Annotated in this window: 13 protein-coding genes; 8 read left to right on the top strand and 5 right to left on the bottom strand. The window is 43.2% G+C overall.

The annotated features are described in order from the left end of the window. The first annotated feature begins 117 nt into the window (after nucleotides 1-117). From DW640_RS16250 to msrB, 6 genes are all read left to right on the top strand, one after another. A complete protein-coding gene (locus tag DW640_RS16250) occupies nucleotides 118-834 on the top strand; it encodes an ABC transporter ATP-binding protein (RefSeq protein WP_008765150.1) in 717 nt (238 codons plus the stop codon). Between the two features lie 127 nt (nucleotides 835-961). Continuing rightward, the gene (locus DW640_RS16245) at nucleotides 962-2,221 is read left to right on the top strand and encodes an ABC transporter permease (RefSeq protein WP_008763621.1); all 1,260 of its coding nucleotides are present in this window, start codon (nucleotides 962-964) and stop codon (nucleotides 2,219-2,221) included. A gap of 5 nt (nucleotides 2,222-2,226) precedes the next feature. After that, nucleotides 2,227-3,468: an ABC transporter permease gene (locus DW640_RS16240; RefSeq protein ID WP_008763620.1), complete on the top strand. Its 1,242-nt coding sequence runs from the start codon at nucleotides 2,227-2,229 to the stop codon at nucleotides 3,466-3,468. A gap of 69 nt (nucleotides 3,469-3,537) precedes the next feature. Then, nucleotides 3,538-4,638 (top strand): efflux RND transporter periplasmic adaptor subunit, encoded by a 1,101-nt coding sequence (locus tag DW640_RS16235; RefSeq protein WP_008763619.1) that lies wholly within the window; start codon nucleotides 3,538-3,540, stop codon nucleotides 4,636-4,638. Between the two features lie 10 nt (nucleotides 4,639-4,648). After that, entirely contained in the window at nucleotides 4,649-5,986 is a 1,338-nt protein-coding gene (locus DW640_RS16230; RefSeq protein ID WP_008765151.1) for a TolC family protein, read from the top strand. A gap of 176 nt (nucleotides 5,987-6,162) precedes the next feature. After that, nucleotides 6,163-7,191 carry a peptide-methionine (R)-S-oxide reductase MsrB gene (gene msrB / locus DW640_RS16225; RefSeq protein ID WP_022470784.1) on the top strand — a complete coding sequence of 343 codons (1,029 nt, stop codon included), beginning with the start codon at nucleotides 6,163-6,165 and terminating at the stop codon, nucleotides 7,189-7,191. A gap of 131 nt (nucleotides 7,192-7,322) precedes the next feature. Here the strand turns inward: msrB and DW640_RS16220 are convergent, their stop codons facing one another. Continuing rightward, nucleotides 7,323-7,841, bottom strand: a complete 519-nt coding sequence (locus DW640_RS16220; protein ID WP_008765153.1) for a DUF3836 domain-containing protein — start codon at nucleotides 7,839-7,841, stop codon at nucleotides 7,323-7,325. Nucleotides 7,842-8,156: 315 nt separating this feature from the next. Here DW640_RS16220 and DW640_RS16215 point away from each other — a divergent pair, with 315 nt between their 5' ends. Further along, nucleotides 8,157-10,106, top strand: coding sequence for a biosynthetic peptidoglycan transglycosylase (locus DW640_RS16215; protein WP_022470785.1), 1,950 nt, complete (start codon nucleotides 8,157-8,159; stop codon nucleotides 10,104-10,106). Nucleotides 10,107-10,128: 22 nt separating this feature from the next. On the opposite strand, the gene DW640_RS16210 is transcribed toward DW640_RS16215, so the two are convergent. The 4 genes from DW640_RS16210 to DW640_RS16195 form a co-directional block, all read right to left on the bottom strand. Beyond that, complete coding sequence (locus DW640_RS16210; RefSeq protein WP_055230002.1) at nucleotides 10,129-11,328, bottom strand: hypothetical protein; 1,200 nt, start codon at nucleotides 11,326-11,328, stop codon at nucleotides 10,129-10,131. Between the two features lie 14 nt (nucleotides 11,329-11,342). Then, on the bottom strand, nucleotides 11,343-12,359 hold the full coding sequence (locus tag DW640_RS16205) for a DUF4476 domain-containing protein (protein WP_011108320.1): 1,017 nt from the start codon (nucleotides 12,357-12,359) through the stop codon (nucleotides 11,343-11,345). Between the two features lie 32 nt (nucleotides 12,360-12,391). Then, complete coding sequence (locus DW640_RS16200) at nucleotides 12,392-13,072, bottom strand: DUF4476 domain-containing protein (RefSeq protein WP_022470787.1); 681 nt, start codon at nucleotides 13,070-13,072, stop codon at nucleotides 12,392-12,394. 113 nt (nucleotides 13,073-13,185) lie between these two features. After that, nucleotides 13,186-14,025, bottom strand: coding sequence for a S1 RNA-binding domain-containing protein (locus DW640_RS16195; RefSeq protein ID WP_008765158.1), 840 nt, complete (start codon nucleotides 14,023-14,025; stop codon nucleotides 13,186-13,188). Nucleotides 14,026-14,190: 165 nt separating this feature from the next. Here DW640_RS16195 and DW640_RS16190 point away from each other — a divergent pair, with 165 nt between their 5' ends. Then, complete coding sequence (locus tag DW640_RS16190) at nucleotides 14,191-17,076, top strand: triple tyrosine motif-containing protein (RefSeq protein WP_117578706.1); 2,886 nt, start codon at nucleotides 14,191-14,193, stop codon at nucleotides 17,074-17,076. Nucleotides 17,077-17,170: the final 94 nt, after the last annotated feature.

Below are 17,170 nucleotides of genomic sequence, written 5' to 3'. Positions count from 1 at the left end.
AGATTGAGTCTACAAAATGTTTTTTCAAAAAAGTTCACTCTGTTTGCAACTTTTCGTATCTTTCATGCGTCTAATAGTGAAAAATAAAAAGAAAAAAGAAACTTAATAAGGGAAATTGTGATAAAACTAACAGACATTAACAAGACCTACAACAACGGAGCACCTCTCCATGTACTCAAGGGCATCAATCTCGACATTCAGCGAGGTGAGTTCGTTTCCATCATGGGAGCTTCGGGTTCAGGCAAATCTACTTTACTAAACATATTAGGAATACTCGATAACTACGATACCGGGGATTATTATCTGAACAACGTACTTATCAAAGACTTGAGCGAAACGAAAGCCGCCGAGTATCGAAACCGTATGATCGGATTTATCTTCCAGTCATTCAACCTGATATCATTCAAGGATGCCGTAGAAAACGTGGCACTTCCCTTATTTTATCAAGGTGTAAGCCGCAAAAAGCGAAATGCACTCGCTCTGGAATATCTCGACCGGCTGGGACTAAAGGAGTGGGCACACCACATGCCAAATGAAATGAGTGGCGGTCAGAAACAACGTGTAGCCATCGCCCGCGCATTAATCACCCAGCCGCAGATCATCCTTGCCGACGAACCGACAGGTGCTCTGGACAGCAAAACTTCCGTAGAAGTAATGCAGATATTGAAAGACTTGCATCGAATGGGAATGACCATCGTCGTCGTAACCCACGAAAGTGGTGTTGCCAACCAAACGGACAAGATCATCCATATCAAAGATGGTATTATCGAACGGATTGAAGAGAACCTCGACCACGACGCCTCTCCATTCGGCCAAAACGGAATTATGAAATAAGTAATAGGTAATAAGTATTAAGTATTAATTCCATGCGGTCACAGCGCAGCCTAATACCTATTACCTATTACTTATTACTTATAACCTATTACTTATAACTTATTACTTATAACTTATTACTTAAAATATGATTGATATTTGGCAAGAAATATATAGTACCATCAAACGCAATAAGTTGAGGACTTTTCTCACCGGATTTGCCGTCGCATGGGGAATATTTATGCTCATCGTCCTGCTGGGTGCCGGCAACGGGCTGATTCACGCATTCGAACAGTCGGCTTCGGAACGGGCCATGAACTCCATCAAAATTTTTCCGGGATGGACCAGTAAATCATACGACGGTCTGAAGGAAGGAAGGCGGATACGACTGGATAACAAAGACTTGAATACGACCAATAAGAATTTTCCGGATCATGTCATCAAGGCCGGAGCAACCGTATATCAGGGAGGTGTGAACCTTAGCTTCGGACCGGAATATGTCAACCTGAATCTTTCTGGAGTATATCCCAACCATACGGAAGTGGAAGTAGTAAAGCTTTTCAAGGGACGTTTCATTAACGAAATCGACATTAAAGAACGACGGAAAGTAATTGTACTCCACAAAAAGACTGCCGAAATCCTGTTCGACAAAACACATACTGACCCCATCGGACAATTCGTGAATGCGGGCAATGTTGTCTATCAGGTAGTAGGACTGTACAATGACAAAGGTGACAGCGGAGACAGCGATGCTTATCTTCCGTTCACAACCCTGCAAACGATTTATAATAAAGGAGACAAGCTGAATAACCTCATCATGACCACCAAGAATTTGGAAACAATAGAGTCTAACGAGGAATTCGAAGCCCACTACCGTAAAGTGATCGGCGCCAACCAGCGTTTTGACCCGACCGATCATAGCGCCATCTGGATATGGAACCGTTTCACCAATTATCTGCAGCAACAGCAAGGATCGGCGATGCTTCGTATTGCCATTTGGGTGATTGGCATTTTCACCTTATTAAGCGGAATTGTCGGAGTTTCGAACATTATGCTGATTACCGTTAAAGAGCGTACCCGAGAATTTGGCATCCGCAAAGCGCTCGGAGCCAAACCACTTTCTATCCTTTGGCTGATTATCGTAGAGAGCGTCACGATTACCACCATATTCGGATATATAGGTATGGTTGCAGGTATCGGAGCCACCGAATGGATGAACAATGCCTTCGGAAACCAGACTATGGACAACGGTATATGGTCCGAAACGGTATTCCTGAATCCAACGGTCGACATAGGAATCGCCATCCAAGCTACACTCACATTAGTAATAGCCGGAACATTAGCCGGATTGTTCCCTGCCCGCAAAGCAGTCAGCATCCGACCGATCGAAGCACTTAGAGCCGATTAAAGATTATGAGAATAGACATAGATACTTGTGAGGAAATCCTCATCACCATCACAAGAAATAAAACGAGAAGCCTGCTGACGGCATTCGGCGTATTCTGGGGAATCTTCATGCTCGTGGCGCTTATCGGCGGCGGACAGGGATTGCAGGATATGATGCAAAAGAACTTTGAGGGATTTGCCACCAACTCCGGCTTCCTTGCCGCCCAAAAAACGGGAGAAGCCTACAAAGGATTTCGTAAAGGACGCTGGTGGGATCTGGAAGCCATCGACATCGAACGCCTCCGCTCGCAGGTAAAGGATGTGGAAGTCATCACCCCTTCCGTTGCCCGTTGGGGATCCAACGCTATTTATGGAGACAAGAAATACGATTGTAGTGTGAAAGGATTATATCCCGACTATCTCCATATCGAATCACAAGAAATGGCATACGGGCGTTTTATCAACGACGTAGATATCCGTGAAGCGCGTAAGGTCTGCGTTATTGGCAAGCGTGTTTACGAAAGCCTGTTCAAACCGGGAGAAGACCCGTGTGGCAAATATGTACGGGTAGACGGCATCTACTATCAAGTCATCGGCATGTCTTCTTCCGAAGGAGATATGAACATACAGGGCCGTGCCTCCGAGGCTGTTACCCTTCCATTCACCACCATGCAGCAGACTTATAATCTAGGCGGACAAATTGATGTAATCTGCTTCACCGTCAAACGGGGCGTAAAGGTTTCCGATGTACAACCCCAAATGGAAGAAATCATCAAGGCAGCACACTATATTGCTCCTAATGACAAGCAGGCGCTTATGTATCTGAACGCTGAGGCTATGTTTTCCATGGTAGACAACTTATTCACCGGTATCCATATTCTGATCTGGATGGTAGGTTTGGGTACCTTGCTGGCAGGCGCCATTGGTGTATCGAATATCATGATGGTGACAGTGAAAGAACGCACTACAGAAATCGGCATACGCCGTGCCATCGGTGCACGCCCCAAAGACATCCTGCAGCAAATCTTATCTGAAAGCATGGTCTTGACAACCATCGCCGGCATGTTCGGAATTTCTTTCGCTGTCATGGTGCTGCAACTGGTTGAGATGGGAGCGAACTCCAACGGAGGAGATGCTCATTTCCAAGTCAGCTTCGGATTAGCAGTCGGAACCTGTGCCCTGCTGATCGCATTAGGTATGTTGGCAGGACTGGCACCTGCTTACCGTGCGATGGCTATCAAACCGATTGAAGCGATCAGAGATGAGTAGAAGTGGAGAGTTGAGAAGGGAGAGTTGAGAGTTAAATGAAGAATTAAAAATTAAACATATATATTCAAGATGAAAAAGTATCTGAAAATCACATTATTGGTAATTATTGCCATAATCCTTGTCGGAACGTTCGTATTTCTTTATCAGAAATCCAAGCCTAAAGTGATCGTATATGAAACACTGGCAGCAGAAGTCACGGACCTTGAAAAGACTACAGTAGCCACCGGAAAGGTAGAGCCGAGAGATGAAATTTTAATCAAGCCTCAGATTTCCGGTATTGTAGACGAGGTATTCAAAGAAGCGGGACAGAGCGTAAAAAAAGGGGAAGTGATCGCGAAAGTCAAAGTAATTCCCGAACTCGGACAACTGAACTCCGCAGAAAGTCGTGTCCGCCTGGCAGAGATCAATGCAAAGCAGGCCGAAACAGACTTTACCCGTATCAAGAAGTTATATGAAGATCAGCTTATCAGTCGTGAAGATTACGAAAAAGGAGAAGTAGCGGTAAAGCAGGCACGGGAAGAGAATCAGACTGCCAAAGATAATCTGGAAATTATAAAAGAAGGAATCACTAAAAACAGTGCTTCATTCAGTAGCACCATGATCCGCTCTACTATTGACGGATTAATTCTGGACGTACCAGTGAAAGCCGGTAACTCCGTAATCATGAGTAATACATTCAACGACGGTACTACCATTGCTACGGTAGCAAACATGAACGATCTGATTTTCAGGGGAAATATTGACGAAACCGAAGTGGGTCGCATCCATGAGGGAATGCCGATTAAACTGACGATCGGAGCTTTACAGAATCTGACTTTTGATGCTATTCTCGAATATATTTCACCGAAAGGAGTAGAAACCAACGGAGCCAATCAATTTGAAATCAAAGCTGCTATCACAGTTCCGGATACCGTGCAGATTCGTTCCGGCTATTCTGCCAATGCAGAGATTGTGCTCCAGCGTGCCAGCAAAGTGCTGGCAGTACCCGAAAGTACGATTGAGTTCAGCGGTGACTCTACATTTGTGTATATCATGACGGACTCCGTACCACAACAGAAATTCGAACGTACACAGGTGACTACCGGAATGAGTGACGGTATCAAGATTGAGATAAAAAAAGGTGTAACCGCTCAGACCAAGTTACGCGGTGCTGAGAAAAAAGATAAATAACTGACATCCAATGAAAGTAATCAATAAAATGATGGCAATCATCCTGTTGAGCGGAACCGGTATCGGTTCTGTTCAAGCACAGGATACCACTCCGCAGACATGGACTTTACGGCAATGCATCGACTATGCCATCGAGCATAACATCGACATCCGCCAGACAGCCAATGAAGCCGAACAAAATAAGATTAGTGTAAACACCGCTAAATGGGCACGTCTGCCGAACTTAAACGGTGGTATCAGCCAGGGGTGGAGCTGGGGACGTACAGCTTCTCCGAAAGATAATTCATATAGTGATACTAACAGTTCCAGTACGGGAGTGAACTTAAGTACTAATGTACCTCTCTTCACAGGCTTACAATTATCCAATCAATATTCCCTTGCCAAGCTCAATTTACAGGCTGCTATCGAGGACCTGAATAAAGCCAAAGAGGATATTGCAATCAATGTTACCTCTGCCTATCTGCAAGTGCTTTTCAATCTGGAATTGAACAAGGTAGCACAAAATCAGGTTGAGTTAAGCAAAGATCAGCTGAAACGTATCAAAGGACTGCATGATGTCGGCAAGGCTTCACCGGCGGAGGTAGCTGAAGCGCAGGCACGTGTAGCACAGGATGAGATGACAGCCGTACAGGCAGACAATACATATAAATTGTCACTATTAAGTCTCAGCCAGTTATTAGAACTGCCTACACCGGAAGGTTTCGTTCTTGAGAATCCAAAAGAAGAACTGAAATTTGAACCTCTAACAGCTCCGGATGACATTTATATCCAGGCGATTGCCTATAAGCCCGGCATCAAGGCAGCAGAATATCGCTTACAAGGTAGTTTAAAAAACATTCGTATCGCTCAAAGTGAATTCTACCCCCAACTTTCTTTCAGTGCAGGGCTAGGAAGCAGCTACTATACACTCAACGGTGAAGCAGAATCCGGTTTTGCCCGTCAATTAAAAAATAACCTGAGCAAATCTATTTCTTTCAACCTGAGCGTTCCGATCTTCAACCGTTTTAGCACTCGTAATCGGGTACGCACTGCCCGCCTACAACAGTCAAACCTTGCTTTGCAACTGGACAACACCAAGAAAGTTCTTTATAAAGAAATCCAGCAAGCCTGGTATAATGCAGTAGCTGCAGAAAGTAAATATAACTCCAGCGAAGTTGCAGTGAAAGCCAACGAAGAATCTTTTCGGTTGATGAGCGAAAAATTCAATAACGGTAAAGCTACTTTTGTGGAATACAATGAAGCGAAACTAAACCTGACCAAAGCACTGTCGGATAAACTGCAAGCTAAATACGATTATCTGTTCCGTACTAAAATACTGGATTTCTATAAAGGAGAAATCATAGAATAGAACAGATTTCCGGCTATTTATCAAAAAGCCTTAAAAATAGAATACATCGGAAAAGTATTCTATTTTTAAGGCTTTACTCATGTTTTCAAACTCACAAAAAACACTTGTTATTTATGTAAGAGATTTCTAAAACATATCCACCGGTTCATCCGTTACTATAGAAAGAACCAACAGTTATGAAACATATTATCATCGCAGTGATTCTAATAATTAGTAATGTATTTTTAGGAATTGCAAAACCAATGAAAAGTCAAGCGGAAATTTATTTTGCAGGAGGATGTTTTTGGGGAACCGAACACTTCCTGAAACAAATCAGAGGGGTAGAAAGTACTCAGGTGGGATATGCCAACAGCACCGTTGCCAATCCCAGTTATGAACAGGTGTGTTCGGGCAAGACAAATGCTGCCGAAACAGTGAAGGTTGTTTATGATCCGGAAGAAGTAAATCTGAGTTTATTGCTCAACCTCTATTTTCAGACAATCGATCCGACCAGCCTCAACCGACAGGGGAACGATCGTGGTACACAGTACAGAACCGGTATATATTATATCAATAAAGCCGATCTCCCCACCATCAATCAGGCGATCCAGGCATTAGCCACTCAATACAACAAACCGATTGCCGTTGAAGTGGAACCGTTGACAAACTTTTATCCGGCAGAAGTCTATCATCAGGATTATCTGGATAAGAATCCGGGCGGATATTGCCATATCAATCCGGCTTTATTTGAAATGGCACGAAAAGCGAATGCTCCCAAGACCGCAACTTATCAAAAACCGGATGATGCCACTCTCCGTAAGAAATTATCTGCCGAACAGTATGCAGTGACTCAGAAAAATGCCACAGAGCCAGCTTTCCATAACGAGTTCTGGAATGAACACCGCCCCGGCATTTATGTAGATATCACCACCGGAGAACCGTTGTTTGTTTCCACAGACAAATTTGATTCCGGTTGTGGATGGCCCAGTTTTTCCAAACCGATTCAGAAAGAGCTGATCGCAGAGAAGAAAGATACTACTCACGGAATGATACGGACAGAAGTACGCAGCAAGACAGGAGATGCGCATTTAGGACATGTATTTACAGACGGGCCAAAGGACAAAGGCGGATTGCGGTATTGTATCAATAGTGCTTCGCTGCGTTTTATCCCGAAAGAAAAAATGAAAGAAGAAGGATATGGAGAATATCTGCCGCTCATTAAATAGAACAATCTAGTAAACAGCACCGGTTTCAGACAGATACAATAAAAACGGCGGATTCCCTCGTTTGGGTAATCCACCGTTTTCGTTTGTTAAAACCTTAAGAGAGAAAGAGAATTTCACAATCCCCGGTATTGTTATCTTCCGGCAAGCAGCAAGTCTGCTTCATCTGTTACCGGAATCTGTATATTCATAGCCCAGTTGCCGGCTGATTCTTCAATCCATTTATAGTCATTCCACTTGTAGTTCATATACGCGATCGGCATATTAGCATCATTCAGTTCATAAACACTCTTTTCTACAGAATCATCATAAGCTCTGTGAGAATTATTCCAACGTGCATATACCAATGTGATTTCATTAGAAGAATAAGTATAATCGATCTTGAAATACGGAATCCATTTTTCAGTGGATGAATCCCACTTGAAAGCTTCTTTAGCTGTTACTCTCTTTTGATCATCATAAGTAAAATCATATTTCATGTGACGATAGAGAGAACCATCCAGTCTGTAAATCACCTTCGAAACAACAAGATCATCTACTTTCTCTTCATTAGTAATGAAGTTATTGTCCTGTGCTTTCAACTCTGTATTGGCGATACCGGCAACTACCATTGCCACTAAAACCATCATTCTGAATAATACTGTAGTTTTCATAATTGTATATTTTTTATTAGTTCAACTTTCTTTTTTTGTTCTTCTGTTTATTAGACGGAACGTCTATATGGAATGGTTGCAACTATCTGAACTTTTTTTTCATTTCTTTTGTTGCCCGCCTTCGAATATATAAATGCAATGGGCATGCCAAAAAGATAAATACTTAATAGTCAGCGGAAAGAAGAAAAACTGAGATGTACGAAAATGAACAGTTGTACGCTCATAAGCGGACACACTAATAAAAAAAGACTGCTTATATCTTGTTGAACAGAATATTATCTACCTTTGCAGCCAATAACTTATTAAAGGCAAAAGATGAAAAAGAACAGCAAAAAAAGTATTCTTCTTCTATCAATCGGAGGAGGCTTGTTTATCTGCCTTATCAGTATCTATTTGAGCCGCAATATGCTTCTGCAAAGCATAACTAACAAGCGTACGACTCATATCGAACAAACATACGGACTGCAAATTCATTATCAGAATCTACAGATGAAGGGATGTAGCGAAATTACTCTGCAAGGGCTTTCCATCGTTCCCGACCAACGGGATACCCTTCTTACACTACAATCTGTCAATGTCAGACTGAATTTTTGGAAACTGCTGAAAGGAAATATTGAAGTCCGCAACGTCCACATGAATGGACTGGCAATCGCTTTTATCAAACGGGACAGTGCAGCCAACTATGATTTTCTATTCTCCGGACACCACCCGGAAGCAACTACAGAGCCGGTCATAGAAACCAATTACGCCCATCGCATCAACCGAATATTAAACTTAATATATGGTTTCTTCCCCGAAAACGGTCAACTGACTCAACTTAATATAACCGAACGGAAAGACAGCAATTTCGTAACAGTCAATATCCCCACCTTTACAATCGAAAACAATCGCTTTCAGTCCACCATCAAGATAAAAGAAGATACGCTGACTCAACAATGGAAAGCAGCAGGAGAGTTGAACAGAAAGGTACATACCCTGCAGGCAGAACTTTTTGCCACAGAGCAAAAGAAAGTTTCACTACCGTATATCAACCGCCGTTTTGGAGCAGAAGTTACTTTCGATACCTTATATTATAGTATGACTAAAGAAAATCGTACCGAAAACCAACTGCAACTTGACGGTACGGCGAAAGTAAGCGGACTTGATGTATTTCACAAAGCACTCTCTCCCGAAGTGATCCATCTGGATCGCGGACAACTCACGTATCAGATGAATATCGGCAAGCAAACGCTGGAACTGGACAGTACGACGACGGTATTATTCAACCAAATAAAATTTCATCCTTATCTGCGGGCAGAAAAGAATGAAAATCAATGGCACTTCACTGCTGCCACAGATAAATCATGGTTTCCGGCCGACGAACTATTCAGTTCTTTGCCCAAAGGCTTATTCAGCAATCTGGAAGGTATAAAAACAAGTGGTGAGCTGGCTTATCATTTTCTGTTAGATATCGATTTTGCCCGACTAGACAGCCTTAAGTTTGAGTCCGAATTGAAAGAAAAAGATTTTCGGATAATAGAATATGGTGCAACATCTCTTTCAAAAATGAGTGAAGAGTTTGTCTATACCGCCTATGAAAACGGAATACCGGTCAAAACATTTCCTGTCGGACCTTCATGGGAACATTTTACTCCTTTGGACAGCATTTCTCCATTGCTGCGGATGTCTGTCATGCAAAGTGAGGACGGAGCTTTTTTCTACCACAAGGGCTTTTTGCCTGATGCGATGCGTGAAGCTTTGATTTACGACCTGCAAGTCGAACGTTTCGCCAGAGGAGGCAGCACAATTACCATGCAGCTGGTAAAAAACGTATTTCTCAACCGGAACAAGAACTTTGCCCGCAAATTGGAAGAAGCACTCATCGTATGGCTGATAGAGACAGAAAGGCTGACTTCTAAAGAACGTATGTATGAAGTTTATCTGAACATAGCCGAATGGGGACCGCTGGTTTATGGTATTCAGGAAGCCTCTGCCTATTATTTCGGCAAACGCCCTTCGCAACTCACGACCGAAGAAAGTATTTTTCTAGCTTCTATTATCCCGAAGCCTAAACACTTCCGCAGTTCCTTTGCGGAAAACGGACGGTTAAAAGAGAATATGGAAGGCTATTATAAGCTGATTGCCGGACGCCTCGCCAAGAAAGGGTTAATAAGTGAAATCGAGGCGGATAGTATCCGCCCCGATATCCAAGTTACGGGCGACGCCCTGAATAGTCTAGTCGGCGAAACGCCGGAGTCCAGTTCTCCTACCGCTGAGGAGCAATAATTTATTAATAAAGGAATAGGTTTTATCTTCTTGAGCTGCTTCCTCTTTCTGAAGAACGGGAAGAAGAACCTCGGTTGCTGTTGCTTCTCGAACTTTCTGAAGATGAGCTTCTTTCTGTTGATCTGCCGGATACGTTCCCTCTGCTGGAACTACTGCCGGAATTGCTGTTCCTACCGGAGCTGCTGCCACGGTTTGTGCTCGTACCACTACTTGTCGGACGGCGACTGGAATTCGAAGACCCTGAATTCGTTTCCGGACGACGATTAGAATTCGGAGTACTTGTACTCGTTCCCGGACGACTTCCTGAATGACGATCTCCTTCACCTCTGTTGTGGCCTCTGCCCGGAGTTACTTCCTTGTTCGGTTTATCATTTCTGCCCGGAGTGGACGGTCTCCTTGGAATAGACGGTCGTTCATTGACCGAAGGTCTTTCAGAGTTGGAAGGTCTTCCGGAAGTGGACGGCCTGCCCGATGTAGATGGTCTGCCTGAAGTGGACGGTCTATGGTCCGTTTCAGGACGAGGACGGGAAGTATTTCCCGGACGTCCTGATGTATTAGGCCGTGACGTTGTTCCCGGACGTCCCGAAGTACCCGGTCGGGTAGGTGCATTATGCGGACGAACGGAAGTGTTCGGACGGAAACGTACAGAACCGAAGTCTGAACGACGATAAGAATGGAATACCCGCTGATCTCTTACCCGATATGGCGTAGGATAGTGCACAAGATTATTATATCTTCCCCGATAATAACTCACATGATGAATATGCGGACGATAATGTGCACCACAGTAAGTCCGATAATGATAAGGTACACCAAAATAGAATAAACTACGATTCGGATAATTGATATAAATCCGGAAACTCCATCTTCCTCCGGTGACATAAATGGGACGATAGAAATACTCAGCTCCCAGGAATCTGCGGTATTGCGCATCGCTCAACACCCAACGAAGATCATCGTTGCGAATATCCAGCGCTTCATAGTAATCATCCAATGCCCACTCATCACCCCGTACTACATAATCCATAATATTACGAAGCGAATAAATGAAATCATAGTTAATCTCATACACGTCATTATATTGGGGATTATTCAGGTCCAGTTCGTATGCCATCTTATCAGTAAGGAAACGTGTCTCCTTACGTACCTTGCTGGTACTCATTCCCGCCATTACAGTGGTACTGGCAGTCACGACTAACAATATAAATAGAATTCTTTTCATGGTTTCATTCTTTTTTAGTTACGTCCGCTATCGTAAGATTCCGCAAACTCCCTCATCTCTCTTTTGTCCATCTCAAAAGTGAAAACATCCGTCAGTATGGAGAAGTTCTTCTTATCTGCGATTTTCGGATAAAGTTTCTTTATCATATTCTTTTTATCTGTCTGAAAAGTACACATATCCACCAATTTACGGCATTGGGCACAAGTGAATCCCGAAGGAGGTACAACTTCATCCAGCATTCTGGTACGGTCAGACTCAAAAGATTTACCTCTATACTCATTGAAGAAACGGTCAAAATCGGCTGAACTCATAGCTCTGGGCCGTACATATCCTACGTCTCCCGGTCGTTGGTCACCGTGGTAAGCCTGGATATATTCCTTCATCTTGTCACGGTCAAAAGACGAAAAGAGCTTATTGACGACCGAAGCAAAATTTTCTTTATCCACAATTTGCGGATACATACGTTTCATCACAGTCATCTGGGCATCCGAACCACTTATCTGATCAATGATCTTTCCGCACTGGGCAGAAGTAAAATTGCAATCCAACAAAACGTCATCTATATATTTAATCTGCTCATCAGACATGATCACCATCCGGAAATCACTAAGAAAACGATCAAACTCATCACGCATCATAAGTGTTCTGCGACGGGGACTTTCTTCATAGCGTGGCGGACGAACCGGATCCGTATTGGTTACAACAACGGAAGGAGACATCACAACCGGAGGCGGCGGAAGAAGTATTTCATCACCATTAAAGGTATCCATACCCGTAACTCTTCCATCTGCAAAATATACAATAATCTTGATCGAGTTGCCGTAAAGCACTGAAGAAATCCGGTGGTACTCCCATTCCTCGCCACCTCCGTCAAAACGTCTGTAATCCGGTTTACCCAAGATTTTTTCTACATTCTGCCGGGACATTCCCTGCTGAACCTCCATCACTTGCTTGTTGGATACGTAATAAGTAGAACAGCTACCGAGTATTACCCACAACGTGAAAAACAGGATTATATGTATATTTTTCATAACCGTATCGTTTTTAGTGAACTAATGTATGATCAGCGTCCTTCGTATTCCTTGATGAAATCGTTCATTTTGGTCTTGTTACTGGAGAATGTAAGAGTACCGATCACTGTAAAGAAAGCCTCTTTATCTACAATATTGGGATACATCATTTTCATAATCTTCAGCCGTTCATTATCAAAGGTATAGAACTTCACCAGTTGAAGACACTGCTCCGATGTAAAATCAGAGTTCGCCAATGCAGTTGTAATCAACCCCATACGATCTTTTTCAAAAGGCTCATTCTTCACACTATCAAAGAACTTCTTGAAAAGTTGGTCATTCATCACTCTGTCGTAGCGGTTATAGTCCGGACGGTGTCCACCCTGACCGTTTCCCGGTCTTCCGGGTCTGCCCGGACGGATATCTCCACGTTCTTCTACAATGATATCTTTTACTTCGTTTCCGTTAAAGTAAACGCGGTCATTATACAACCGTTCTCCTTTCCATACACGTTCTCCCGGGCGAGTCGGGCGGGAAGCGTACACTTCAATGGTATAATTTCCCGGTTTCAGATTGGCAACGAAACAAGTAGTAGTAGGATAACACATCTGCCTTCCGCCAAAATAAACAAGAATCGGAGTATCTCCGCCATCAATCCGGATTCCGCTGACAGGCTGCGCTTTTAAAGAAAGGGCAGCGAGCAAAATACAGAAACTTATTATTATCTTACGCATAGCTTATCTGTTTTTAAAATTATTATCTTTAACTGATATCACAAAAATAGGGTGAGAAAACTCCCCACCCCAATGATTCTCTCTATTCCTGCATAGGGATTTCCCTATTCTGTTTAGGATTCTGCCAAAGTGATGCCGTTCTCATGCAAAGAAATCAATCGTTTCTTATACAAGTCACCTACACCTTTCTTAAAAGTTTTCTTGCTGACACCAAAGGTATCGTAAATATCTTCCGCAGGACTTTTATCGTTCAGATTGATCCGTCCGCCATGTTCCCGAATATACTCCAACAGTGTCTTCGAGAAATCATCGACTTTCTCAAATCCCGGTTTCTGAAGTATCAGGTCCACCTTACCATCTTCGCGTACCTGTTTCACAAACGCCTTCATCTGCATACCGGTCTCCAATGCACGGAATATTTCATTTTCATACAGCAATCCGCTATACTTATTGTCTATAATCGCTTTGAAACCCAAGTCCGTCTTCTGCCAGATCAGAATATCCACTTCCGCACCCGGAGCATAATCGGGCATATCTTTCGACAGGTAGCGTTCTACCTTCGCCGAAGCTACAATACGATAACTTTCCTCATCCACATGAGCATGGACCACGTAGGATCTTCCCACCTGCATTTTCATCTTCTGCTCACTGAAAGGTACAAATAAGTCTTTCATCAATCCCCAGTTGAGGAATGCCCCGAACTGGTTCACCCAAGAGACTTCGAGACAGGCGAACTGCCCTACCTGCACCAACGGAGTCAGTGTCGTGGCAATCAGTCTTTCGTCAATATCCAGATAAAGAAATACATTCAACATATCCCCTACCTTACAGTCTTCGGGTACATAACGGGTGGGCAGCAGGATTTCACCTTCATCTCCTCCGTCGAGATACAAACCGAAATCGACTTCCTTTACCACTTCGAGTTGGTTGAATTTTCCTAATTCGATACTCATACTTTTTAAAATTATTGTTTTTATGAAAGACAAAGATAATGAAAAGCAACAGATTTCACCCAAACATTGTTGAACGGATTATTAAAAATCGGCACATAAAAATCAGCATTAAGAGGCTACATTGAAAATAAACATTATTTTTGTAGAATAAAATGATTAATACATATGAAAAAACACCTGATACGCAATCTGTTTCTCTTATTTTCCTTTTTACCTTTTATTGAAACCTTCGCCAATTGGAACAGTTTCATTATCAACTTCGATAAGAATCTCTATGGCAAAGGCGCTCAGACATGGAAGATAGCACCTTACGATGATAAATGGGTATTTTTTGCCAATAAGAACGGTATGTTACAATTCGACGGCAATGCGTGGAACGTTTTCCCGCTGAACAATACTTCAGATGTGCGTTCTGTTTTGGTATCTACCGCTCATAACCGGATTTATGCAGGAGGAATCAATGAGTTCGGCTATTATGAACCGGGCAGGGACGGCAGTTTAAAATATTACTGTATGTCGGATACGCTGAAAGATGATTGCCGCTATCTTGGCAATGTATGGAACATTCACGAAGCAGATAATATCATGTACTTTCAGGGAGACAGCCGCATAGTGAAATATCTGAACGGTAAGTATACCGCCATCGAGACGGATGCCAAGATTGACTGTTCGAGCATGATAAAGGGGATCTTGTATATCGGAACCGACCGGGGAGTATGGGTACTGGTAGGCAATACCCCTTTCCCGTTACAGGGTGCGGAAGACCTGGCATCAAAACGCATTCGTGGCATTATACCTTATAAAAGTGGCGTACTTGTGGTAACCGCCTATAATGGATTGTTTTACTGTGACGGACGCACAATGGAACCATTCGTTACCGGTGCCGAAGACTTCATGCGCGAAAATGAAGTATTCTGCGTGGCGGCAAAAAATGACCAGATTGCATTGGGTACTATTCATAAAGGCCTGATACTGATTGACTGCAAAACCATGAAGCTCAAATATTTCAATGAGAATAACGGACTTCACAATAACACAGTTCTTTCCGTTGCTTTTGATACTTTCGGCAATCTTTGGGCAGGACTGGATAGTGGCATTGACTATGTCTGCCTCACTTCTCCTTTTACGAATCTATATTCATACCCCTACTCTTATGGAGCGGGATATACGGCAGCAGTAAAAGACGGTTCTCTTTATTTAGGTACTAACCGTGGTTTATACTACACTTCCTATCCGGTGCAATCGAACGGTAACCTGCCCGATATCCGTCCCGTTCCGCAGTCAAGCGGCCAGGTCTGGAACCTCTGCCATATAGGAGACGAACTTTTCTGCCTGCACGACCGGGGAATTTTCCTGATTCAGGACAACGGAATGAAACGAGTGACGGACATCACCGGCGCATGGTGCTGTCAGCAGGTCATGAATCGTAAAGGCCTGATGTACATTGGTGTATACAACGGCATTTATCTAGTGGAAAAAACAGATGGAGAGTGGCGTGTCGTCTGCAAAATCGAAGGATTGAACGATTCCAGCCGTCTCTTCGAACAAGAGGATGCAAGAACTATCTGGATGTATAACACAGACCATATTACCCATATCAAGTTATCCGAAAATCTGACAAAGGTCACCAGCGTGAAAGATTATGATACCAAAGACGGCTTTCCTTCAAAAAATCATATATACCCCGCAAAAATTAAAGGTCGTATCTACTTTGCCACACCGTCCGGCATCTATAAACACAACATCCATAAAGATATCATGGAACCCTACCCGGATATGAACAATCTTCTGAACGGTACGGCAACCTATTCACGTCTGTTGGAATATAATGACCATCTCATCAGCTTAAGCCCTTATGAAATATGTATCGCCAATCTGGGAACTTATAAGAAAGGGGCTAATACCAGCATCAATCCTATCCGACAACCCAAGATAGAGTCGGTGCTCAACTTCGAGGCCATCATTCCCCTATCCGATTCATTGCTGGTTATTCCTAACGAAGACGGTTTCGCCCTTTTCAGCATTCCTGCTGTCAGAGAGCAACAAGACCGCAGTCACTCCTTATATATAAAGAATATGTATCTGTCTTATCCCAAAGACTCACTGGTATATACGGCCAATTTCCTAAAGCGAAAACCTGCACTGTCTATCGACTATGCACTGAATTCCATCCGTTTCGAATATGAGCTTTCTTCTTTAATTCTGAGTGACGACACCCATTTTCGTTATCGTCTGAACAAAGGAGAATGGTCGGACTTCACCGTTGCACGCACCAAGGAATACAGTAATCTGCCCGAAGGCGAATATATATTTGAAATCAAAGCCCTTTTCCCCGACGGCACTTCCTCTTCCGATGAAATATCATTCCGCATACTCCCGCCATGGTATCGCAGCGTAATGGCTTACATCTGCTACATCGTTCTGGCTCTCTTCGGTATGTGGGGTGTTTATCGATGGGACGATATGCGTGTGAAGCGTAAAAAGCAACAAGCCATTGTAGAAAAAGACAAAGAACTGTTTGAGATGGAAAAGGAATACGAAGAAGAAAAAGCCCGGAACGAAAAACAGATCATGCAACTGGAAAAAGAAAAGCTGGAGCATGACCTGCAACACAAAAGTCAGGAAATGGCCAACCTGATGATAAACTTCGTACGCAAGAACGAGATGCTGACCGAGATTAAGTCAGAAATAGCCAAAGTATCCGCCATGTTGAAAGGCGAAGGCTCCCGTGAAAGCAAACAGCAGCTCATACTGATCAACAGCAAAATTGATTCCAATATCCAGAGCGACGAGGTATTAAAGCGAATCGAAGACCAGTTCGACCTGATCCATAATAATTTCATGAAAAGGCTTCATGCCAAGCACCCCGATCTCTCCAACAATGAACGCATGATGTGCGCCTATCTGAAAATGAACCTTTCTACCAAAGAGATAGCACCGCTTCTGAATATCTCCGTCCGGGGGGTAGAGACGATCCGGTATCGTCTGCGCAAGAAGTTCAGTCTGGAACGGGAAGACAGTTTGACAGATTACTTAAGCAACTACCTCTGACACAAATAGTCACAACAACAGATTCGGAAACTGATTATTTTTCTGAATCTGTTGTTGTGACGTATCAAACGAACGTACCATTTATTTCCTAGTT

Source organism: Bacteroides sp. AM23-12 (assembly GCF_003434395.1).
In the GTDB taxonomy this organism is placed as follows: domain Bacteria; phylum Bacteroidota; class Bacteroidia; order Bacteroidales; family Bacteroidaceae; genus Bacteroides; species Bacteroides thetaiotaomicron.
The sequence above is the reverse complement of the archived record's forward strand: the minus strand, read 5'-3'. Positions and strand labels throughout refer to the sequence as shown.